This is a genomic window from Photobacterium frigidiphilum (assembly GCF_003025615.1).
Taxonomy (GTDB): Bacteria; Pseudomonadota; Gammaproteobacteria; order Enterobacterales; family Vibrionaceae; genus Photobacterium; species Photobacterium frigidiphilum.
Genome location: NZ_PYMJ01000038.1, coordinates 1 through 21,376, shown reverse-complemented (window position 1 = coordinate 21,376; position 21,376 = coordinate 1). Strand labels below are relative to the sequence as shown.

At 43.1% G+C, this 21,376-nt stretch carries 17 protein-coding genes and 3 tRNA genes; 2 read left to right on the top strand and 18 right to left on the bottom strand.

Going from position 1 to position 21,376, the window contains the following annotated elements:
- Positions 1-185 precede the first annotated feature (185 nt).
- From rlmB to nsrR, 3 genes are all read right to left on the bottom strand, one after another.
- Positions 186-923 (bottom strand): 23S rRNA (guanosine(2251)-2'-O)-methyltransferase RlmB, encoded by a 738-nt coding sequence (gene rlmB, locus C9J12_RS24800; protein ID WP_107245150.1) that lies wholly within the window; start codon positions 921-923, stop codon positions 186-188.
- Entirely contained in the window at positions 923-3,484 is a 2,562-nt protein-coding gene (rnr, locus tag C9J12_RS24795; RefSeq protein ID WP_107245149.1) for a ribonuclease R, read from the bottom strand. Before rnr ends, rlmB begins: the two co-directional genes overlap by 1 nt.
- Positions 3,485-3,601: 117 nt before the next feature.
- Positions 3,602-4,036: a nitric oxide-sensing transcriptional repressor NsrR gene (gene nsrR / locus C9J12_RS24790; RefSeq protein WP_006233803.1), complete on the bottom strand. Its 435-nt coding sequence runs from the start codon at positions 4,034-4,036 to the stop codon at positions 3,602-3,604.
- Between the two features lie 102 nt (positions 4,037-4,138).
- Between nsrR and hmpA the strand changes: the two genes are divergently transcribed.
- Entirely contained in the window at positions 4,139-5,323 is a 1,185-nt protein-coding gene (gene hmpA, locus C9J12_RS24785) for an NO-inducible flavohemoprotein (RefSeq protein WP_107245148.1), read from the top strand.
- Between the two features lie 156 nt (positions 5,324-5,479).
- Here the strand turns inward: hmpA and motX are convergent, their stop codons facing one another.
- The 12 genes from motX to C9J12_RS24725 form a co-directional block, all read right to left on the bottom strand.
- The gene (gene motX, locus C9J12_RS24780; RefSeq protein ID WP_107245147.1) at positions 5,480-6,106 is read right to left on the bottom strand and encodes a flagellar protein MotX; all 627 of its coding nucleotides are present in this window, start codon (positions 6,104-6,106) and stop codon (positions 5,480-5,482) included.
- Between the two features lie 190 nt (positions 6,107-6,296).
- A complete protein-coding gene (locus tag C9J12_RS24775; RefSeq protein WP_107245146.1) occupies positions 6,297-7,613 on the bottom strand; it encodes an adenylosuccinate synthase in 1,317 nt (438 codons plus the stop codon).
- 121 nt (positions 7,614-7,734) lie between these two features.
- Positions 7,735-7,929, bottom strand: a complete 195-nt coding sequence (locus tag C9J12_RS24770; RefSeq protein ID WP_006233807.1) for a DUF2065 domain-containing protein — start codon at positions 7,927-7,929, stop codon at positions 7,735-7,737.
- Positions 7,930-8,020: 91 nt separating this feature from the next.
- A complete protein-coding gene (gene hflC / locus C9J12_RS24765; protein ID WP_107245145.1) occupies positions 8,021-9,016 on the bottom strand; it encodes a protease modulator HflC in 996 nt (331 codons plus the stop codon).
- A gap of 2 nt (positions 9,017-9,018) precedes the next feature.
- Positions 9,019-10,182: an FtsH protease activity modulator HflK gene (gene hflK / locus C9J12_RS24760; protein WP_107245144.1), complete on the bottom strand. Its 1,164-nt coding sequence runs from the start codon at positions 10,180-10,182 to the stop codon at positions 9,019-9,021.
- A 53-nt stretch (positions 10,183-10,235) separates the two neighbouring features.
- A complete protein-coding gene (gene hflX / locus C9J12_RS24755) occupies positions 10,236-11,525 on the bottom strand; it encodes a ribosome rescue GTPase HflX (protein WP_107245143.1) in 1,290 nt (429 codons plus the stop codon).
- A 29-nt stretch (positions 11,526-11,554) separates the two neighbouring features.
- Positions 11,555-11,812 carry an RNA chaperone Hfq gene (hfq, locus tag C9J12_RS24750; RefSeq protein ID WP_011219894.1) on the bottom strand — a complete coding sequence of 86 codons (258 nt, stop codon included), beginning with the start codon at positions 11,810-11,812 and terminating at the stop codon, positions 11,555-11,557.
- Positions 11,813-11,907: 95 nt separating this feature from the next.
- Positions 11,908-12,843, bottom strand: a complete 936-nt coding sequence (gene miaA, locus C9J12_RS24745; protein WP_107245142.1) for a tRNA (adenosine(37)-N6)-dimethylallyltransferase MiaA — start codon at positions 12,841-12,843, stop codon at positions 11,908-11,910.
- Positions 12,836-14,989: a DNA mismatch repair endonuclease MutL gene (gene mutL / locus C9J12_RS24740; RefSeq protein ID WP_107245141.1), complete on the bottom strand. Its 2,154-nt coding sequence runs from the start codon at positions 14,987-14,989 to the stop codon at positions 12,836-12,838. The genes miaA and mutL overlap by 8 nt, the downstream gene beginning before the upstream one ends.
- 2 nt (positions 14,990-14,991) lie before the next feature.
- Entirely contained in the window at positions 14,992-16,671 is a 1,680-nt protein-coding gene (locus C9J12_RS24735) for an N-acetylmuramoyl-L-alanine amidase (protein WP_107245140.1), read from the bottom strand.
- Between the two features lie 43 nt (positions 16,672-16,714).
- Entirely contained in the window at positions 16,715-17,179 is a 465-nt protein-coding gene (tsaE, locus tag C9J12_RS24730; protein WP_107245139.1) for a tRNA (adenosine(37)-N6)-threonylcarbamoyltransferase complex ATPase subunit type 1 TsaE, read from the bottom strand.
- Positions 17,180-17,187: 8 nt separating this feature from the next.
- The gene (locus tag C9J12_RS24725) at positions 17,188-18,678 is read right to left on the bottom strand and encodes an NAD(P)H-hydrate dehydratase (RefSeq protein WP_107245138.1); all 1,491 of its coding nucleotides are present in this window, start codon (positions 18,676-18,678) and stop codon (positions 17,188-17,190) included.
- Positions 18,679-18,947: 269 nt separating this feature from the next.
- Between C9J12_RS24725 and queG the strand changes: the two genes are divergently transcribed.
- Positions 18,948-20,081 (top strand): tRNA epoxyqueuosine(34) reductase QueG, encoded by a 1,134-nt coding sequence (gene queG, locus C9J12_RS24720; RefSeq protein WP_107245137.1) that lies wholly within the window; start codon positions 18,948-18,950, stop codon positions 20,079-20,081.
- An 823-nt stretch (positions 20,082-20,904) separates the two neighbouring features.
- Here the strand turns inward: queG and C9J12_RS24715 are convergent.
- The 3 genes from C9J12_RS24715 to C9J12_RS24705 form a co-directional block, all read right to left on the bottom strand.
- Positions 20,905-20,981 (bottom strand) — tRNA-Met (locus tag C9J12_RS24715).
- Positions 20,982-21,052: 71 nt separating this feature from the next.
- Positions 21,053-21,128 (bottom strand) — tRNA-Gly (locus tag C9J12_RS24710).
- Between the two features lie 31 nt (positions 21,129-21,159).
- A tRNA-Met gene (locus C9J12_RS24705) sits at positions 21,160-21,236 on the bottom strand.
- Positions 21,237-21,376 lie beyond the last annotated feature (140 nt).

Here is a 21,376-nt window from a genome sequence, read left to right as displayed (position 1 = left end):
TAACCAAAGGAAGCAAGGAACTAAAAAAAGAACCGAGAATTTGGACACCGAATAGTATAGAGAATACTCAATTTACGCAAGAGATTTTAGGCATTAATCCCAGTAAAATGAAAATAAAAAAGGGCTGTGAAAATCACAGCCCTTTTATGTACTTTATAATGTCACTATCTAGCTAAAATAAAAGGCTAAATCTGACGTTGACGTACAGCTTCAAATAAACAGATACCTGTCGCGACAGACACATTAAGACTTGAAACAGAGCCTGCCATTGGGATTTTAATTAAGTCATCGCATGTTTCGCGAGTCAGACGGCGCATACCTTCGCCTTCAGCCCCCATAACAATGGCTAATGGTCCTGTTAGTTTACTGTCGTAAACATCATGCGTTGCTTCACCAGCAGTACCTACAATCCACACGCCTTTATCTTGTAGCGCACGCATTGTACGCGCCAAGTTAGTTACACGTACCAGAGGCATCACTTCAGCAGCACCACAAGCTACTTTGCTTGCGGTTGCTGTCAGTTGCGCAGCACGGTCTTTAGGAATAATAACCGCAACGGCACCAGCGGCATCTGCATTACGTATACATGCACCGAGGTTATGAGGATCGGTTACACCATCTAGAATCAATAATAGTGGGTTTTCAGAGCCCTCTAAGATGGTATCTAAATCATGTTCATTCAGCTGTTTTGCAGGCTTAACTCGAGCAATAATGCCTTGATGAGATGCACCTTTAGCTTTGTCATCCAATGCTTTACGACCAGCTTGTTGAATAGTAATACCTAAGTCTTTCAATTCAGTAAGTAGGGGCATTAAGCGATCATCTTGACGATCTTTTAGCACAAATACTTCGATTAAACGTACCGGATCTGTCGCTAAAACAGCTTTTACGGCATGAATACCGAAAATCATGTCATTACTCATTAATTGGCCTTCTTCTCTAACCGTTCTTTTTTACCAGCACGCTGTTTCTTTCGTGCCTTGCTTGATTTCTTCACTTTACGCTTTGGATCATTCGCTTTCTTTGACGCAGCATCACCCACAGCAGAGGCTTTATCCCCTTCAGTTTGTGGCACAGCACCTTCTTTCAGCTTTTGACGCACCGATGAGCGTACTTTCTTTGATTTCGAGCGATGTTCAGCTTTTGCTTCACCATCTTCAACAATGAACGCTTTCTTAGCAGGGTTCCCACCGAATGAGCGCATACCTTCTGCTTTACGCATTCGCTGTTGTTTTTTCTTTGCCGTTTTACCTTCACCACGTGGTTTGCGGTTACTACCAGCAATATCAAAATCAATCTGGCGATCATTCAAGTTAATGGCAGCAACCTTAACCTGAACCGTGTCGCCTAAACGGTATACCAGACCAGAACTGTCGCCAATCAATCGCTGACCAATCGCATCATATTGGTAGTAATCATTCGCTAGATTCGAGATGTGTACTAAACCATCAATGTTCAGCTCTTTTAAACGAACAAAGAAGCCAAAGCCTGTTACATTCGCAATCACACCTTCGAACTCATCGCCGATATGGTCTTGCATGTATTCACATTTCAGCCAATCAGCCACATCGCGTGTTGCATCATCTGCACGACGCTCTGTCATTGAACATTGCTCACCGATTTTATCAATATCATCGAATGAGTAATGATAACCACCAGAAGGTGTCCAACGATCTTCGTTCTTACCTTCATTTTTCGCAATTAGATACTTAATTGCGCGGTGTAATGTTAAATCAGGGTAACGACGAATTGGCGACGTAAAGTGCGCGTATTGCTTCAGTGCTAAACCGAAGTGGCCGATATTATCTGCTTGATACAAAGCTTGCTTCATAGAACGAAGTAGCATGGTTTGAATCAATTCTTTATCAGGACGATCGTGAATTAACGCCGCTAATGCCGCATAATCACGCGGTGTCGGCTCAAGGCCACCCGATAAATGTAAGCTCAACTCACCTAAGAAATCACGGAAACCCTGTAAGCGTTCTTCACCAGGAACATCGTGTGCACGGTACAGTGCAGGCTCTTTGGCTTTTTCAACAAAACGTGCAGATGCAATGTTGGCTAAAATCATACATTCTTCGATGATTTTATGTGCTTCATTACGCTCTGCAGGCACAATGCGGTCAATCTTACGATCTGCATTGAAAATAAACTGCGTTTCGATTGTTTCAAACTCAATCGCACCACGCTCTTCACGTGATTTCTTCAGCACTTTATACATGCCAAAGAGTTCTTCTAAATGAGGAACTAATGGCGCATAACGTTCACGTAACTCTTCATCACCATCCAACATTTTACTCACTTTCGTGTAAGTAAGGCGTGCATGAGAATTCATTACCGCTTCGTAATGCTTATAACCTGACAGGCTACCTGAATCAGAAATGGTCATTTCACAAACCATACACAAGCGATCGACTTGTGGATTCAGTGAACATAAACCATTCGACAATACTTCAGGTAACATCGGGATCACTTCGGAAGGGAAATAAACCGAGTTACCGCGTTTAGTTGCTTCGTTATCTAATGCTGAAGCTGGACGAACGTAATGACTTACGTCAGCAATGGCTACCCATAAACGCCAGCCACCTGACTTTTTACGCTCACAAAAAACAGCATCATCAAAGTCACGTGCATCTTCACCATCAATCGTCACTAATGGTAAATCACGTAAATCAACACGCCCTGCTTTCGCTTCTTCAGGTACTTCTTCGCCTAGCCCCTGAATTTGCTTAGTGACTTCAGATGGCCATTCGTTAGGAATATCATGGGTACGTAGGGCAATTTCGATTTCCATACCCGCCGCCATGTTTTCGCCCAACACTTCGACGACTTTACCTACCGCGTTATGCTGACGAGTGGCACGTTGATTAATTTCAACCACCACAACATTTCCCATACGAGCCCCCATGCGGAAGTCGTTCGGGATCACGATATCTTGCGAAATGCGAGAATCGTCAGGCACCACGTAACCCATGCTGTCTTCAATGAAGAAACGACCCACAATTTGCTTGGTACTTTCTTGTAAAATACGAACAACACGACCTTCACGACGTCCACGTTTATCAACACCTGACACTTGCGCCAAAATGTAATCACCGTGAATCACACCACGCATTTGGTGGCTGGGCAGCATGAGGTCTTCTTTGTTTCCTACACCTTCAGGGCGCACGAAACCAAAGCCATCACGATGACCAATAACATGACCTTTAATGAGGTCGAGACGCTCAGGTAAGGCGTAACACTGACGACGGGTAAAAATAAGTTGACCATCACGTTCCATCGCACGTAAGCGACGGCGTAAACCTTCGTAATGATCATCCCCTTCTAGCTTTAATTCAGTAAATAACTGATCACGGCTAACAGGAGTAGAAAAGCCACGAATCACTTCAAGTAGAAGTTCACGGCTTGGAATTGGGTTTTCGTAATTTGATGCTTCGCGATCGCGGAAAGGATCGACCGGTAAATCGGTTGTACCTTTGGACATAAGCTGATCCATGTTGGCAAAATATACGTTAGGTATACTCAAACCATAGGTGAACAGACGGGAGCAAAGCAAAAAACTTTACTCCACTAATAAGATGGGAAGTTATTGTTATATGCGTTATTCCGTTACAGGACGATCAAGCAATACGAGTAACGGTGGATTATTATCAATTAAGCTTAGCAAAGTATGTTTATCAAGCTCAGCTAAAAACGCACTTCTTGCTGATGCCAAAATTCCTTTTAGTTGGCAGGCTGGCGTAATATGACAAAAGTCTTCACTGCAATTAACGATCTGCAGTGGTTCAGTTGCACGCACAACATCGCCCAGAATAATTCTGTTAGCAGGCATTCCTAAACGAATACCACCGTTTTTTCCTCGCACAGTATCCACATAGCCAAGTTGACCTAATTTATTAATGATCTTAACCATGTGGTTACGGGATACACCATAAACTTCAGTCACTTTACTAATGCTGGTTAATTCGCCCTCAGGCAAAGTCGCAAGGTATATCAAGGCACGAAGGCCATAGTCTGTAAAACTGGTTAACTGCACAATAACTCCTCTTTCGCCCATTTTAATCTTGTTATTGACTAAAAGATACAGATCAGATACAACTTATAAGGTGCATTATAAATATAACTTTAAGAGAAAGTCATGATAAGTCAACAAACTATTGATATTGTTAAAGCAACAGCACCTGTTGTCGCTGCAACAGGTCCAAAGCTAACCGCGCACTTTTATGAGCGTATGTTTAGCCATAACCCTGAACTCAAAGATATTTTTAACATGAGTAATCAGCGTAACGGTGATCAACGTGAAGCATTATTTAATGCAATTTGCGCTTATGCAAACAACATCGACAATCTAGCAGCCCTATTGCCTGCTGTTGAAAAAATTGCTCATAAACACACAAGTTTCATGATTACAGCTGAACAATACCAAATTGTTGGCGGTCATTTATTGGCAACGATTGATGAATTGTTGTCACCAGGGCAAGAAGTATTAGACGCTTGGGGTGAAGCATACGGCGTGCTTGCCAACGTATTCATTACTCGTGAAGAAGCGATCTATCAAGAAAATGAAGAAAAAACGGGTGGCTGGCGTGGAACGCGTGAATTTACATTAATCGAAAAAACACAAGAAAGTGACGTTATTACTAGTTTCACTTTCAAGCCAGCTGATGGCGGTACGGTTTCAAACTTTAAACCGGGACAATACCTAGGTATCTACCTCACTCCTGACGCTTTTGAATTTCAGGAAATACGTCAATACAGCTTATCGTCTGCGCCACGTACCAATAACTACCGAATCTCGGTTAAGCGTGAAGAAGGCGGTAAAGTCTCTAATTACCTGCACAATGAACTAACTGTTGGTGATACCGTACAACTTGCCGCTCCTGCAGGTGACTTCTTCTTAGATGTACCGGCAACAACACCCGTTACATTAATTTCAGCTGGCGTAGGTTTAACACCAACATTATCAATGTTAGATGCGCTAACAGAACATCAAGCATCAGTGCATTGGTTGCACGCAACTGAAAATGGTAGTCACCACGCCTTTAAAGATTATGTGAATACGCTGGCAGATAAGTACGATCACATCAGTGCGACGACTTGGTATCGTGAACCACTAACCACCGATCGCCCAGCTGAAGATTTCGATTATCAAGGCATGATTGATTTAACTGCTGTTACACCACAATTAATTGACCCTGCAATGCAGTATTACTTCTGTGGTCCTGTTGGTTTCATGCAGCATGTTGCAAAACAGCTTATTGAACTCGGTGTGCAAGAAGACAATATTCACTACGAATGCTTTGGTCCACATAAAGTACTATAAAAGATACTGTGGAAACGTGCTGAAGCTGCTCACTGATTCAGTATGTGCAATAAAAGCGAAGTGTCATAGTTCTAAAGCGTAGCCAATGGCTACGCTTTTTTTTTATTGCGGTTCGAATGGAATTAGAAGCAGGGAGCTTTGCAAGAAGATAAATATTTACCAAAAAGTATCACGACGTTTTGCCCGTGCAATAATGTTTTCAGGCATCCGGCGCTCAAGTCCCATACGTAGCTGGGCAATTTTTCGATGCGAGCTCTTACTGGCAGTAACGGTGTTATATAACCAGCGGTATGCATCTTCAAAATCCAGTGGGCTACCGTAATTATTCAATAATAGCTCAGCGAGTTGAATACGGGCATCAACATTCCCCATTGCAGCCGCTTCACGCAAATATGGGATAGCTCGTTCACGATCTTGTTGAACTAACGTGCCTTTTGCATAATAACGACCAAGCTGTTCAAGTGCTGCTGGTGACCCCTGATGCGCAGCGGACTGCATGTAATACACGCCTAACTCAACATCCCGCTCAACACAGACGCCCCAAGCCAACATATCGCCATACAAAAACTGGTAAGAAGGGGATTCCACACGTTTTGCTCGTGCTTCAATATCTTGCACCAACTGGCAATCATCAGCTTTTAGCTGCTGCAAATGGGCATTACTTTCAAATAACTTGATTAATTCAGCGTCAGTGTAAACAGGTACAGCATCACCTACATCTTCCAATGCATATACAGGTGTAACTACCAGTAATGTCGAAAATAGTAAGTGACGCAGGTTCATCAACTAATCTCTCTTAAGCCGTAAATAGCTTATCGACCACACCATTTCAGACTTTAGAGAAAAGCGATAAAAAACGGCAACTTTTTGCCACTTAAAAAATAGACTAGAGGGTAACATCAAATGACAGGCAATAAAAAAGCCAACCTTTCGGTTGGCTTTCATCAAACATTATCAATTACCTTATCGGTAATTATTCACCGTATGGGTGAACCTTGATAATAGTTTCATTACGATCTGGACCAGTCGAAATGATATCGATTGGTACACCCGTTAATTCTTCAATACGAGCAATATAATTTAATGCTGCTTGTGGAAGCGCGTCAAGTGTCTTAGCACCAAACGTGGTTTCAGACCAACCAGGCATTGTTTCGTAAATTAGCTCTAGGTTCTCGTAAGCATCAGCCGCCATTGGAGAAACACTTAAAGTTTTACCGTCTTGAGTTTTGTAACCAGTACAAATCTTGATCTCTTTTAAGCCGTCCATTACGTCTAGCTTAGTTAGGCAGAAACCAGAGATTGAGTTGATCTGTACTGCACGGCGCATAGCCACTGCATCAAACCAACCAGTACGACGTAGACGACCAGTCGTTGCGCCAAACTCGTTACCAACTGTACCTAGGTGCTTACCTACTGGGTCTTGTTTCTCTAGACCATCGTATAGCTCAGTCGGGAATGGACCTGCACCTACACGTGTGCAGTATGCTTTCGCGATACCTAGGATGTAACCTAGGTGACGAGGACCAAAACCAGAACCTGCAGCAACACCACCAGCAGTCGTGTTAGAAGACGTTACGTATGGGTAAGTACCGTGGTCGATATCTAGAAGCGTACCTTGTGCACCTTCAAACATGATCTTGTCGCCACGCTTACGCGCCTCATCAAGCTCTTGTGTTACATCGATAACCATCGCAGTTAGCACATCAGATTGCGCCATAACGTTTGCTAGTACTTCATCGTAGCTTACAGGTTCAGCATTGTAGTAATGCTCAAGCTGGAAGTTGTGGTAAGCCATAACTTCTTTAAGCTTCTCAGCAAATGCTTCTTTATCGAATAGATCGCCAACACGTAAACCGCGACGTGCTACTTTATCTTCGTACGCAGGACCGATACCACGGCCTGTTGTACCGATAGCTTTCTTACCACGTGCAACTTCGCGCGCTTGGTCAAGAGCGATGTGATACGGAAGGATTAGCGGACAAGCTTCTGACAGGAACAAACGCTCACGAACAGGAATACCACGTGCTTCTAGTGGACCCATTTCTTTCATCAACGCATCAGGAGAAAGTACAACACCGTTACCGATAATACACTTAACATTGTTACGCAGAATGCCTGATGGAATCAGGTGAAGGACAGTTTTTTCACCGTCTATGACTAGGGTGTGACCTGCATTGTGTCCGCCTTGGTAGCGAACTACATATTTTGCATCTTCGGTTAATAGGTCTACTATCTTACCTTTACCTTCGTCACCCCATTGGGTGCCAAGAACGACTACATTATTTGCCATCTTCTTCGTCTATCTGTAGTTAAAAAAGGATTCTAGCACCTTACTGTACGCCTTGCAGTCATTTTTTAACGGTAAGGAATATTTCAGCAAGAAGAGCATCACGAATATATAATTGTCCGATTTACATACTGCGATACATCATGTAGGCAATAACACTGCCAGTAACAACAAGGCATCCGCCAATACGGCGTAAGTTATTATCATTCTGTTGGCTTAATTGGCTCACCATATCTCGCCACCCCTTCGGCGCAAGTAGTGGTCCTAATCCCTCAACAATTAAGACTAATCCTAGTGCCATCCAAATCGTATTCGACATATTCTGTTTCTCGTAATAACCCGTGGCATTGTTGCCACAAAAAAAAAGACAAGGCTAATGCCTTGTCTTCTTATCTATCATTAACCGCGTATTAGTTTACGCCGTTTGACTCTTTCATGTACTTAAAGAACTCTGTATTCGGATCGACGATCAGAATGTCACTCTTAGAACTAAAGCTCTTCTCATACGCTTTTAGTGAACGTAAGAAATTATAGAACTCTGGATCTTGATTAAATGCATCAGCATAAATCTTAGCAACGGTTGCATCTGCAGTACCGCGAAGCACACGCGCTTCACGATCCGCTTCTGCAAGAATCTTAGCAACTTCAAGTTCAGATTGAGCACGGATTACTTCCGCTTTCTCTCTACCTTGTGCACGGTGCTTACGCGCAACAGACTCACGCTCAGCTCGCATACGACGGTAGATAGATTCACTGATTTCGTCTGGAAGGTTGATTTTCTTCATACGGAAATCAACAACTTCAACACCCAAATCCTTCATTGCACTTATTTTAGTTTCAGCAAGTACATCAGCCATGATTTGATCACGCTGGCCTTCCACTTCTTTACGAGGTGCAACTTCAGCAATAATCTCATTCACAACGGCTTCAGCAGCAGCAGGTTCATCTACAACCTCAACAATAGCTTTACGCTCTGGGCCTGAAACAATTTGCTTGATTTCTTTCGAACCAATTTCGGCACGAAGGTTATCAACAACTTTACGCTTTAAAAGTGCTTCAGCAGTCGACTTATCACCACCACCTGTTGTTAGGTAGTACTGACCAAAGTCACTGATACGCCACTTAACGTACGTATCGATGATTACATCTTTTTTCTCTGCTGTTACAAAACGATCAGCTTGATCATCCATTGTCTGCATACGTGCATCTAGTGTACGTACACGGTCAAACAGTGGCACTTTAAGGTGTAAACCAGGCTCGTAAATACGAGCAACTTCAGTATTATTGTCTTTCAAGATACGACCAAAACGTACCACAATACCGCGCTCGCCTTCATTCACTACGAATAAAGACATAAGTAACAGAGCGATAAAGATGACAACCACTGGGATCATTAATTTACGCATGATTAATATCTCCCTTGACGGCCAGTATCAGAACGTGGTGACGTCGATACTGGAGTTGGGCTTTCAACCTTTTCAAGCTCGATACCATATGAACTGCTTGATGTACCGGCTTTAGTCTTCGTATTACCAGATTGATTCATCAGTTTATCAAGTGGTAAATACAACAAGTTACCATTTGACTTAGAGTCAATCATCACTTTGCTGGTATTGCTGTAAACACGCTCCATCGTCTCAAGGTACAAACGACTACGCGTTACTTCTTTAGCAACTTCATACTCAGGTAATAGTTTCTCAAATTGAGCCACTTCACCTAGAGCACCATTGATGGTTTTCTCAGAATAACCTTGTGCTTCTTTCTTCAAACGTTCTGCATGACCTGTTGCTTTCGGCAAAATATCGTTGCTGTAAGCTTCAGATTCACGAACAAAACGTTCTTCATCTTCTCGTGCGGCAATCGCATCATCAAAAGCATCTTGTACTTCTGTTGGTGGACGCGCTGACTGGAAGTTCACATCAACAACAAGGATACCCATGTAGTAGTTTTCAATGATCTTCTCAATCGCTTCTTGAGTACTCGCTCGAATAACCTGACGACCCGTTGTTAAGGCCTCATCCATCGACGAATCACCAATCACGGCACGCAATGCAGAATCTGTTGCTTGGCGTAAACTATCATCAGCATTTGTTACGCTGAATAGATAGCTTTGCGCATCAGAAACACGGTATTGCACATCCATTTCAACTTTCAGTACGTTTTCATCTTTGGTTAACATTAAACCAGAACTACGTAGTGAACGAATCGCTTGAACGTTTACTGGTGTAACTTCATCAACAAATGTTGGCTTCCAGTTAAGACCAGGATCAACCATTTCATAAAACTTACCAAAACGTAAGACTACGCCTCGCTCAGCTTCACCAATGGTGTAAAAACCTGAAAAACCCCAAACTGCAGTAGCCAGCACAGCAACCACCCCTAAACCAATAGCGCTACTACCAGTTGAAGGACCTTTTTTATTTCCATTCCCAAAAATACCACCAAGTTTACGACTTAGTTTTGAAAAAACCTCGTCTAGGTCTGGTGGTCCTTGATCACGCCCGCCGCGATTTTTATTACCCCAAGGGTCTTTATCACGGCCGTCGTTGTTACCAGGCTCATTCCACGCCATTATAGAACTCCATCAAAATGATATGACGACAGTTTAAATCCGTTAGCAGTCCATTAAGCAACGATAAAGTCATCTAACAAATTACTTTCTCTTTTTTGTAACCGTGACCAATCGGCCAACGGTAATCGAATGTCAACCATTAGGCATCCATCAGATTCATACTCTTCACGCAAAATACAGCCAAGTTGATAAAACTTACTTCGATATCGACCAGCATTCTCAGGCGGTAAACGCAAAGTATGTTTTACCATGGTGCCAGAAAGACGTTCAGTTAACGCTTGGAACAATAGGTCTATGCCTATACCTTCCATTGCAGATACCCAAACACAACGGGGAAGCCCGTCTTCATCTCTTTCTATGCGAGGTTCAGCACCTTCCAAGCAGTCAATTTTATTCATGACTATCAAGCGAGGTACATCACCAGCATCGATTTCATCTAGCACTAAATGAACTGCATCCATGTTTTCACGGAAACGCTCATCACTGGCATCAACCACATGAAGCAACAACGTCGCTTCTTGGGTTTCTTTCAGTGTTGCTTTAAATGCAGCCACTAAATCGTGGGGTAAGTGACGAATGAACCCTACTGTATCAGCCAGAATTGCTGTTCCCACATCGGCTACATCTATTTTACGTAATGTTGGATCCAGTGTTGCAAACAGCTGATCGGCTGCGTACACCCCTGCATCTGTAATGCGATTAAACAAAGTGGATTTACCAGCATTGGTATAGCCGACCAGAGAAATAGTAGGAATTTCAGCACGGTTTCGTGCTCGTCGTCCCTGCTCTCGCTGTTTTGACACTTTATCTAATCTACGTAAAATTGTCTTAATGCGATCACGCAATAAGCGGCGATCCGTTTCCAGCTGAGTTTCACCCGGGCCTCGAAGACCAATACCACCTTTTTGACGCTCAAGGTGAGTCCAGCCTCGAATTAATCGAGTTGAAATATGACGTAACTGAGCAAGTTCCACTTGAAGTTTACCTTCGTGGGTACGTGCACGTTGAGCAAAGATATCAAGGATCAAACCTGTTCTATCTATCACCCTACATTGACACAGCTGCTCAAGATTACGCTCTTGCGCTGGAGATAGGGAGTGGTTAAATATGACAATTTCGGCTTCTTCAGCACGAACTGCATCGGCAATTTCTTGCGCTTTACCTTCTCCCACATAGTACTTAGGGAGGGGAGTTTTTCGGCTACCAGTGACAACACGTAGCGTATTCACTCCCGCAGAGGAGACCAGCATTTCACATTCGCTGAGATCTTCCCATTCCCCGTCTTGCGTGAAGTTGATATGCACAAGAATCGCCTGTTCACCAGTTTCATAACGGTCAAACAAGCAATCAACTCCTTACTTTGAATAAAATATTATTCTTCTGTTTTTTCTAGGGTAGCTGGACGATCGCTCGCATGGTGATGATTCACCGGACGAGCTGGAACAACTGTAGAAATTGCATGCTTATAAACCATCTGGTTAACAGTGTTTTTAAGCAGGATCACAAACTGATCAAATGATTCAATCTGGCCTTGAAGTTTAATGCCGTTCACCAGGTAAATTGAGACCGGTATTCTTTCACGACGCAGCGCATTCAAAAACGGGTCTTGTAGAGATTGCCCCTTAGCCATTCTTTTTTTCCTTATTTATTTATTTATTTGTAGTTGTAATTAGCAACGAACACAAACTAAAAAATACGCAAAACAATTCAGAGTATACACGCGAATCAAACATCACATCTAATTGAGTTTGTGACTGTTTGTAACGCAGCATCCCCATCATTGCTATCCAACCACGTCAAATCTTTCCAGCCACGTAGCCAGGTAATTTGACGCTTCGCCAATTGACGGGTTGCACAGACACCACGGAAGACCGCTTCGTCTAAATCACAATTCCCGCCCAAGTAGTCCCACATCTGTCGATAACCAACGCAACGAATTGATGGCAGATCGGGGTGAAGATCACCTCGTTGATACAAAGCACGTACTTCTTGTTCAAAGCCAGCTTCGATCATGTTCTCAAAACGTTGTGCGATCCGTTGATGTAAAACAGCCCTATCCTTGGGTGCTATTGCAAATTGATGAACCCGATATGGCAATGGTTCACCTTGAATTTTCGTCAATTCAGTTAATGTTTTACCTGAAATACGAAAAACTTCTAATGCTCGAGATAAACGTTGTGGATCATTAGGGTGGATCCTAGCGCCCGAAACTGGGTCAATCCTTACTAATTCCTCGTGCAAAAATTGCCAGCCTTTCTCTTGTGCTTCTCGTTCTATCCCAGCTCGAACATCTGGGTCCGAAGCCGGTAAAGGTGACAAACCTTCAAGTAAAGCCTTGTAGTACAACATAGTACCACCGACCAACAAGGGTATACGCCCTTCTGCAACTATATCAGCCATTTCTTTAAGTGCATCAGTCCGGAAGTCTCCAGCAGAATAACTTTGCGCTGGATCACGAATATCGAGCAAACGGTGCGGTGCTAACGAAAGTTCTCGCTCATCCGGCTTCGCTGTTCCGATATCCATCCCCTTATAAATAAGGGCGGAGTCGACACTAATCAACTCTACAGGCAATTGTTCTCGCAAACGAATAGCAAGATCCGTTTTTCCTGATGCAGTTGGACCCATAAGAAAAATAGCTTGTGGTAATGGCTTACTCATATAAAAAGGCTTCTATTGCTTTACTAACATCTATGGGACGAAGTAAATATTGGTTATGTTGTTCAATATCACTTCCCCACAGTTGTTCTAATTCGGTTACTAATTGGATCGCCTGAGACAAACTAAACGTATCAACGGGCATCACACACTGTGTTGCTAACCAATCCCATAATTTATCCCAGCCCTGTGCGTCAGGATCTTCTGCGATAGATAACAAGTAGGTTAACAAATTTGGGATAAGCTGTTGTAAGTTTTGCTGCCTTAAAGGCAAACAAACCGACAAAATAATCAATCCAGACTTACCTTTAGCTTTTAAATTGATGCCTAACTGTTTTAAAAGCAATGCATGTTGCTCGGCACAGGTTATCAAATCTGGTTCAACGGGTACTGAATGCGGGATCAATAACGGCTGAGGTTTCAATCCTTCCGTCGCAGCTAAGCGTAACTGGCCTTTATGATGCAGGCGTTGAGCATGATCGAGTGACAGTACATGAATACCATCATGCCGACTAACCAATAAATAACGCTCTGCCACTATACTCAGTGCTTTACCTAGCCCCACCCCAACGTGTGTATCAACCACATTTTGTCGAGTGACAGCAGTGGAACGACTCTCACCAGTTAACGTTGTACTCGCTTTTGTTGGCGCACCTACCGATGAAGCATGTGAGGGTATTGATGGTGGTGTTTGAATGAGTCGTTGATAAGCAGCGACTTCCTGCTTTGAAGGCGCGCTTTCTGGTTGATATCCAACATTGTTACGTCGTTGAGGAGCATCATAACTCGATTGCGAACTTCGCCCTGATCCGCTATTCCCATTACTCTGTGGTAAAAGGCTATCGATAGCACGCTTACCACTCGTGTAATCTGAACGTTCTACTGCACGATCATCGCGATCTCGTTTATCATTTCGTTCTTGATGTTGTGTATTCGATGCTGATTTACTCGCCACAGAAGAAGACAGCCATTCTTCAGGCTGCGCTTTATTCGGGTAGTTTGGGGTGTCTGCAATTGCCTGCAATGCGGGCGCGGCTTCTGCTATTTGGTGAGAGTGAGTACTCTCTATCGATTCAGAGGCAGTATCAGCATAAGGTGCCGCTATGGCACTTGCACGCTGTGGCGCATGATAACTCTGCTGATCATCCATCGCCCCTTGCTGAAGAGCGCTTTGAATTCCCTGATAAATAAAATCATGCACTAACCGAGCTTGGTGAAAACGCACTTCATGTTTAGCTGGGTGTACATTCACATCCACCTGATGAGGGTCAACTTCAATAAAGAGCACATATGCTGAGTATTGATCGGAGGCTAAGTTGGCCTCGTAGGCTTGACGAATAGCATGATTAATCAGTTTGTCTTTCATCATTCGACCATTCACATAACAATACTGCACATCATTTTGCGATCGTGAACCTTGCGGCGTACAAATCCAGCCTGATAGCTTTAAATCACCATGCTCAAGTTCCACTGCTAATGCATGTTGCAAAAAGCTTTGACCACACGCTGATACCAAACGACGCTCTTTTTGAATTTGCGTTTGGGAAGCGCGATATTGACGAATGGTCTTGCCGTTATGACGCAAGGTAATCGACACATCGAAGCGACTAAGCGCAATACGCTTTAGCAGTTCATCAATGTGATTAAATTCTGTTTTTTCAGTTCGTAAGAATTTACGACGAGCAGGGGTATTGAAAAAAAGGTCAAGCACTTCAATCGTGGTGCCTATTGGGTGTGCTGCTGGTTTTAACTGCACATCCATATCTCGCCCTTCAGCATATGCAGACCAAGCTTCTTCTTGGGTTGCAGTGCGTGAAGTGAGTGTTAAACGCGAGACAGAACTAATACTGGCCAATGCTTCACCACGAAAACCGAGGCTAACAATGGCTTCTAAATCATCTAATGAGGATATTTTAGACGTTGCATGGCGACTAAGTGCCAGCCCGAGTTCATCCTTCGCAATACCTTTACCGTTATCGCGAATACGGATCGTACGGCTACCACCTCTATCAATATCAATATCAATACGAGTAGCACCGGCATCTAGGCTATTTTCGACCAGCTCTTTAACCACAGAGGCTGGTCGTTCTACGACTTCACCTGCTGCGATCTGGTTTGCCAGCCGAGCAGGTAAAATTTGAATCGGCATAATTAACTTCTTGGTATAATTAACGTCTGACCAACTGCTAGTTTATCAGACTTTAGCTTATTAGCATTACGTATGCTATCTACCGAGACCCCATAACTGGTTGCAATTTTACCCAGAAATTCACCGCGCTTAACTTTATGGCTCATCGACTTTGGTGCATCAACTTCCACTTTTAACTTCTGTCCGACCATAACATTGTCAGACTTTAGGTTATTAAGCTGACGAATACTGTTCATCGTAACGCTGTATTTACTGGCAATTTTACCAAGGTAGTCACCACGCTGTACCTTATGTATCACCACTTTCTTAACCGTTGTTGACGAAGAAGACGTTGATACAGAAGATGATTTTGAAGCATTCGCTGTCGCGGAACCAGGAATAACTAAAACTTGCCCAATATGTAAATTATTCGACTTCAAGTTATTCACTGACTTTATCGACGATATCGACACTCCATAACGCTTAGCAATCACACTTAATGACTGCCCCGACGTCACTTTATGCTTTACTCCACCTTTGCGAGAAGCAAACAACGTACCTTCCGGAGGGTTGGTTTCAAAATACGCCAAGATACCTTTATAAATAGCATTGGCTAACTTATTTTGGTGCGATGACGAATTTAATAAACGTTCTTCGCTTGGATTAGTTATAAACCCAGTTTCAACCAACAACGATGGAATATCTGGCGACTTCAGCACCGCTAAACTTGCGTGTTCTGGTTTGCTTTTATGCAAACGCGTTACTTTACTGATTTCCTTTAATACATTGGTAGCAACTTCGTAGCCTTCTTTGGTCGAGTTGCCGAACTGCAAATCAAGCACCGCCATACTGAGGTACTGATCATCATTATCACCAGACAGTACATCACCACCACCCAGCAATTCAGATTGCTTCTCTTGCTGTTCTAGCCAACGCCCTATCTCGCTATTTGCACGTCGAGTGTTAAGTACCCAAACGGATGCCCCGCGAGGCTGGGGCTTAGTAAAGCCGTCAGCATGTATTGAAACTAATAAATGTGATTTATTTTTACGTGCAATTTCAGAACGCTTATTCAAATTCACAAAGTAATCGCTGCTACGTGTCATTACAGCTTTCATACCTGATGTCGCATTAATTTTGGCTGCCACTTTTTTAGAAACAGCTAATGTTACATTCTTTTCGTATTTTCTGGTTGGTCCGATAGAACCCGGATCTTCACCGCCATGGCCAGGATCAATCGCGATAATGATATCATCACGCCCTGAAGGTAATTGTGCCTGTTGGTTAGTAGTTACTTTGCCTGAAGGCTTCTTTTTCTGGACTACAGAGACCGCCTTACCATGCGGTAAATCAAGTACTAAGCGATGACCATAATGGCCATCAGGCGTCGGCGCTAATGTGAATAGCTTAGGTGTCATGCCCGTTTTTATTTCAAAAACAAGGCGAAAAGATCCCTTATCAGGTGCACCGCTGCTACGAATTTTCGTCAATACAGCACTGTTACTTACGATAACAGGTAGTTTAGTTTTTAATGATGTTGCTTTTAAATCAACAACTAAACGGTTAGGTTTAGTCAGTGTAAAATAGGAATATGTCGCCTCACTTTTCATATCAAGCACAACACGTGTTTCATCTGGCGCAGGCCAAACACGAATACCTTTCAACTCATTAGCTGCAACGATGGAGCTAAATAGCCCCATCATGCCTAATACCCAAATCGTTATACAAGTCCGAACAGACATCCTATCAACACATCTCCAAACGCTTAATCAATATGCAGCCATATTCATTATTGGCTGTAATCGTTACTTGCCGCTGTTCACCTTGATAACGTAATTCCAAGTCAAGGTCTGGCTCAGGTAAAAAGCCTTGCCCTTTTTCAGGCCATTCCACTAAACAAATTGCATCATTTGTAAAATAATCTCGGATCCCCATAAATTCTAATTCTTCAGGATCTGCAAGGCGATATAAATCGAAATGATACACTTGCCAAGGCGGTAACTCATACGGTTCAACCAAAGTATAAGTAGGGCTTTTAACATTCCCCTTATGCCCTAAAGCACGAATAAAACCACGACTAAACGTTGTTTTACCTGCGCCAAGATCACCATGAAGATAAATCGTTGTCTGGCGTTCACATGCCTTAGCAAGGCAAAGGCCTAAATCTACTGTTGCCTGCTCATCAGCAAGAAAGGTTTCAAATTTTTGCATTATTATCTTTATCTTGGGTTTATTAATTGTCGAATATACGGAAATAGATCACTTGCCAGCATACCACGCTCTCCCTTCTGAGCGCATAAATCAGCCGATTTACTGTGGATCCATACGCCCACACAGGCTGCATCCGCTAAGGATAACCCCTGCCCTAATAACGCGCCAATAATACCTGATAGTACATCGCCCATGCCACCAGTAGCCATTCCTGGGTTACCAGCAGTACAAACCCAAAGTTGCTGCCCATCAAAAATAAGGGTTCCCGCTCCTTTTAATACCGCCACACCACCGTACTTTTGTTGCAACTTTCGCACAGCAGAAAAACGGTCACGTTCAATGTCATAAATCGTCATATTTAATAAACGTGCGGCTTCGCCTGGGTGAGGCGTTATTATACGGTTCTTTTTATAGTCAGGTGATTGTGCTAATAAGTTCAATCCATCTGCATCAAATACCGTCTTTTTTTCTGTTGTTCGTACAATATGGAATAAAGCTTTACTCCAATTACTCGTCCCGAGCCCTGGTCCCAACACGACGACATCAGCCCATTCAACTCTGGAAATGCTCTCTTGAACTTTTTCAGACCAACCTTGTACCATTATCTCAGGTCTTGCGGTTACGATTGACAAAATATTGTCAGGTTGCGTGATAACCGCCGACAGCCCAGCCCCTGTTCTAGCACATGCCTCAGCAGCTAAACGAATAGCTCCCGCCATGCCAAGATCGCCACCAATACACAATACACGACCATAAGACCCTTTATGCGCCGAACGATGCCGTACAGGTAAACACTGCTTAACATAGTTGTGCTCTACACGAAATGCGCTTGGTTTTACAACAGCTGAGAAAGTACTCTCCACTTCAAGATCGGCATACAATAACTCACCACAGTGATGGCCAGCTTGACCAGTACACAACCCTTGTTTTATACCAATAAAAGTCACGGTTAACGTCGCATTAATCGCAATGCCAAGCATCGCACCAGTATTAGCGCAAAGCCCTGAAGGAACATCAACGGCAATAATCGGTTTACTGGCTTGATTCATCATAGAGATATAACGAGCGATATTCGTTCGTACCGCTCCGCTTAGCCCAGTGCCTAATAAAGCATCAATGATGACATCAGTTGAAGTCAATGTGGCTGTATCAGAAAGCGCCTCAATTTTACCGCCAGCAGCTAACCACGCATCTCGCGCTCTAGCGGCATCCCCCGTCAGTGCTTTGGCTACATCAAGTTGTAACAGTTGAACGTCTAAGCCTGCTTGATGTGCTAAACGGGCAACAATATAACCATCTCCACCATTGTTTCCGCCTCCGCAGCAAACCGTTATCGAACGCGCGGCTGGAAAACATTTCTTTAAGGTAATGAATACCGCCTGACCAGCACGATCCATGAGTTCGTACATATTAATGTGTAATATTTTTGCCACGGCTTTTTCGCCGTGACGAACTTGTTCCGCTCGGTATAGTTTTGTCGGTAACTGCGCAATCATCATTACCTGCCTTCTAATCTATCGCCAAGTATATAAATGCTTCACCATAACGATGGCACATATTAATTGAATAAAAACACACTCAAACCACAAAGGCTTTCAAGTTAATAAGTAAGTATAAAAAAAACTCAGCATTACACGAGAAAAACAGTCAAAACCTTGAATATATGCCACATCAATTGAATAACTATTTCTTCAGTTCTAGCCCTTCTGGTCTTAATGTTATGTGGTACACTTCGCACCCCATAATTTACGGCTATTCTCTAACTATCATGAGCATCGATTACACCGCACTCACCCAGCAAATAAAGCAATGGGGAAAAGAGCTAGGATTCCAAGAAGTCGGGATCTGCGATGTGGATCTGCAAAAGCATGAAGCCCAGTTACAACGCTGGTTAGATGCAGGATACCATGGAGAAATGGATTGGATGGCACGCCACGGAATGATGCGTGCTCGCCCAGCTGAATTGCTGCCGAATACCGTTCGCGTGATCAGTGTAAGAATGAATTACCTGCCTCCAGAGGCTGGATTTGCTCAAACACTCAAGCAACCGCTCAAAGCTTACATTAGTCGTTACTCTCTAGGACGCGATTATCACAAGCTTATCCGTAATCGCCTTAAACAACTTGGTCAACGAATTGAAAAAGAAGTTGGCCAATTTGGATACCGTCCGTTTGTTGACTCTGCGCCAATTCTAGAGCGCCCATTAGCTGAAAAAGCAGGACTAGGCTGGACGGGGAAACATTCATTGATTCTAAATAGTGATAGTGGCTCTTGGTTCTTTCTTGGCGAGTTGCTAATTGATCTGCCACTTCCCGTTGATACACCTCAAGAGAATCAATGTGGAAAATGTGTTGCCTGCATAACAAGCTGCCCAACTGGTGCCATTGTTGAAGAAGGTATTGTCGATGCACGACGCTGTATTTCTTATTTAACGATTGAATTTGATGGTGTAATACCAGAGGAATTACGAGAGAAGATAGGAAACCGTATATACGGTTGTGATGATTGTCAGTTAGTCTGTCCATTTAGCCGCAACGGTGAAATCACGCAAGAAACGGATTATCACTGCCGAGACAACTTGTATCAGCAAGACTTAACAACGCTATTTTTATGGGATGAAGCGACATTCCTAAAGAATACTGAAGGCTCAGCTATTCGTCGTATCGGTCATATCCAATGGCTACGAAACATCGCGATAGCAATGGGTAACGCACCTTATAACGAAGACATTCTTGAAGCGTTAAACAGTCGATTAGCCCTCAATGAGATACTCGATATACATATTCAGTGGGCAATCAAAAAGCAACATAACAAATACGCCAAGAATGCGATTGATGTACTACCATCAAACACGAAAAGATTAGTTCGCATTGTCGAGAAAGGTCTTCCACGGGACGCTTAACAACACTCAAAATCACGAGTCCGCATACTGTAATCCACTGAAGTTATACACACAAAATGAGAGGTAGCCTACATTCTTAGTGAATGTGGAAAACATTTTCAACACTTCTCTTTCCTACCTGCATCTAAAACATTAAACACAGGTGGTGGATAAAAAATTCAGTCTATTAACCCCATAAAGAAGCATACTGATCAAGCTGTATATAAGTATAATAAAAATGACAACGCAGCCATATAAAACAGTACGTTAGCCTGTTAATAATCATTTTGTGGATAATTAAAAAAAGAGGAAATCAAGGAGAGATATAGAGTTATTCACACCGTATCAGCACATGTAATCAACTGACTTATCCACAGACTATTTTTTGTGGATAACTCTGTGAATTAAGCGCTACTTTTCACTTAACAACAAGGGTATAAAGCCTGAAAACATAGGTTTTCATACTGCTTTATTGTCTGGATAAATGAGAGCAGATACGTATTGCAAGCTCTGTAGTATAGCGATGCTATGAAAGGCTTATACCGTATTTTGATACCAATGCTTCACAGGATTGGTGACTACAGCGCATCTTATTTTTACTTTTTATCAGATAAAAAAACCAACCTCATAGAGGCTGTGCTGATATAGAAACTAAGATGATGTATTGAAGCTGATTGCTTCCTATGGTCTTTTAAACCAATGTTTAAAAGCGCTTTGAGGCAACACACTAGATTGTCGGTAATCGATAAATCCAGGAATGCTACATTGTGCTACTACTTCCCAGTAGTAGGTATGCATAACTCACTATGTAAGTATTACATGTCTTGTCTCTCAACAAGTAAATTGGTTGCGGGAGCTGGATTTGAACCAACGACCTTCGGGTTATGAGCCCGACGAGCTACCAAACTGCTCCATCCCGCGTCCGATTTATATCTCACCGTTAAAGTACGGTAACAACTATCATCTCACAGCTTATCGCTATGAAATCAATTTGGAGCGACACACGAGGCTCGAACTCGTGACCTCAACCTTGGCAAGGTTGCGCTCTACCAGCTGAGCTAGTGTCGCATCTCTGGTCCTTGTCTCTCAACAAGTAAATTGGTTGCGGGAGCTGGATTTGAACCAACGACCTTCGGGTTATGAGCCCGACGAGCTACCAAACTGCTCCATCCCGCGTCCGATTTATATCTCACCGTTAAAGTACGGTAACAACTATCATTTCACAGCTTATCGCTATGAAATCAATTTGGAGCGACACACGAGGCTCGAACTCGTGACCTCAACCTTGGCAAGGTTGCGCTCTACCAGCTGAGCTA

Bases quoted from the DNA above. Each gene is read 5' to 3' on its own strand.
- rlmB (WP_107245150.1), bottom strand. From the start codon at position 923: ATGAGTAATGACATGATTTTCGGTATTCATGCCGTAAAAGCTGTTTTA.
- hflK (WP_107245144.1), bottom strand. From the start codon at position 10,182: ATGGCGTGGAATGAGCCTGGTAACAACGACGGCCGTGATAAAGACCCT.
- queG (WP_107245137.1), top strand. From the start codon at position 18,948: ATGAGCATCGATTACACCGCACTCACCCAGCAAATAAAGCAATGGGGA.
- hmpA (WP_107245148.1), top strand. From the start codon at position 4,139: ATGATAAGTCAACAAACTATTGATATTGTTAAAGCAACAGCACCTGTT.
- mutL (WP_107245141.1), bottom strand. From the start codon at position 14,989: ATGCCGATTCAAATTTTACCTGCTCGGCTGGCAAACCAGATCGCAGCA.
- miaA (WP_107245142.1), bottom strand. From the start codon at position 12,843: ATGAGTAAGCCATTACCACAAGCTATTTTTCTTATGGGTCCAACTGCA.
- C9J12_RS24770 (WP_006233807.1), bottom strand. From the start codon at position 7,929: ATGTCGAATACGATTTGGATGGCACTAGGATTAGTCTTAATTGTTGAG.
- hfq (WP_011219894.1), bottom strand. From the start codon at position 11,812: ATGGCTAAGGGGCAATCTCTACAAGACCCGTTTTTGAATGCGCTGCGT.
- C9J12_RS24775 (WP_107245146.1), bottom strand. From the start codon at position 7,613: ATGGCAAATAATGTAGTCGTTCTTGGCACCCAATGGGGTGACGAAGGT.
- motX (WP_107245147.1), bottom strand. From the start codon at position 6,106: ATGAACCTGCGTCACTTACTATTTTCGACATTACTGGTAGTTACACCT.
- tsaE (WP_107245139.1), bottom strand. From the start codon at position 17,179: ATGCAAAAATTTGAAACCTTTCTTGCTGATGAGCAGGCAACAGTAGAT.
- rnr (WP_107245149.1), bottom strand. From the start codon at position 3,484: ATGTCCAAAGGTACAACCGATTTACCGGTCGATCCTTTCCGCGATCGC.
- C9J12_RS24735 (WP_107245140.1), bottom strand. From the start codon at position 16,671: ATGATGGGGCTATTTAGCTCCATCGTTGCAGCTAATGAGTTGAAAGGT.
- hflC (WP_107245145.1), bottom strand. From the start codon at position 9,016: ATGCGTAAATTAATGATCCCAGTGGTTGTCATCTTTATCGCTCTGTTA.
- C9J12_RS24725 (WP_107245138.1), bottom strand. From the start codon at position 18,678: ATGATGATTGCGCAGTTACCGACAAAACTATACCGAGCGGAACAAGTT.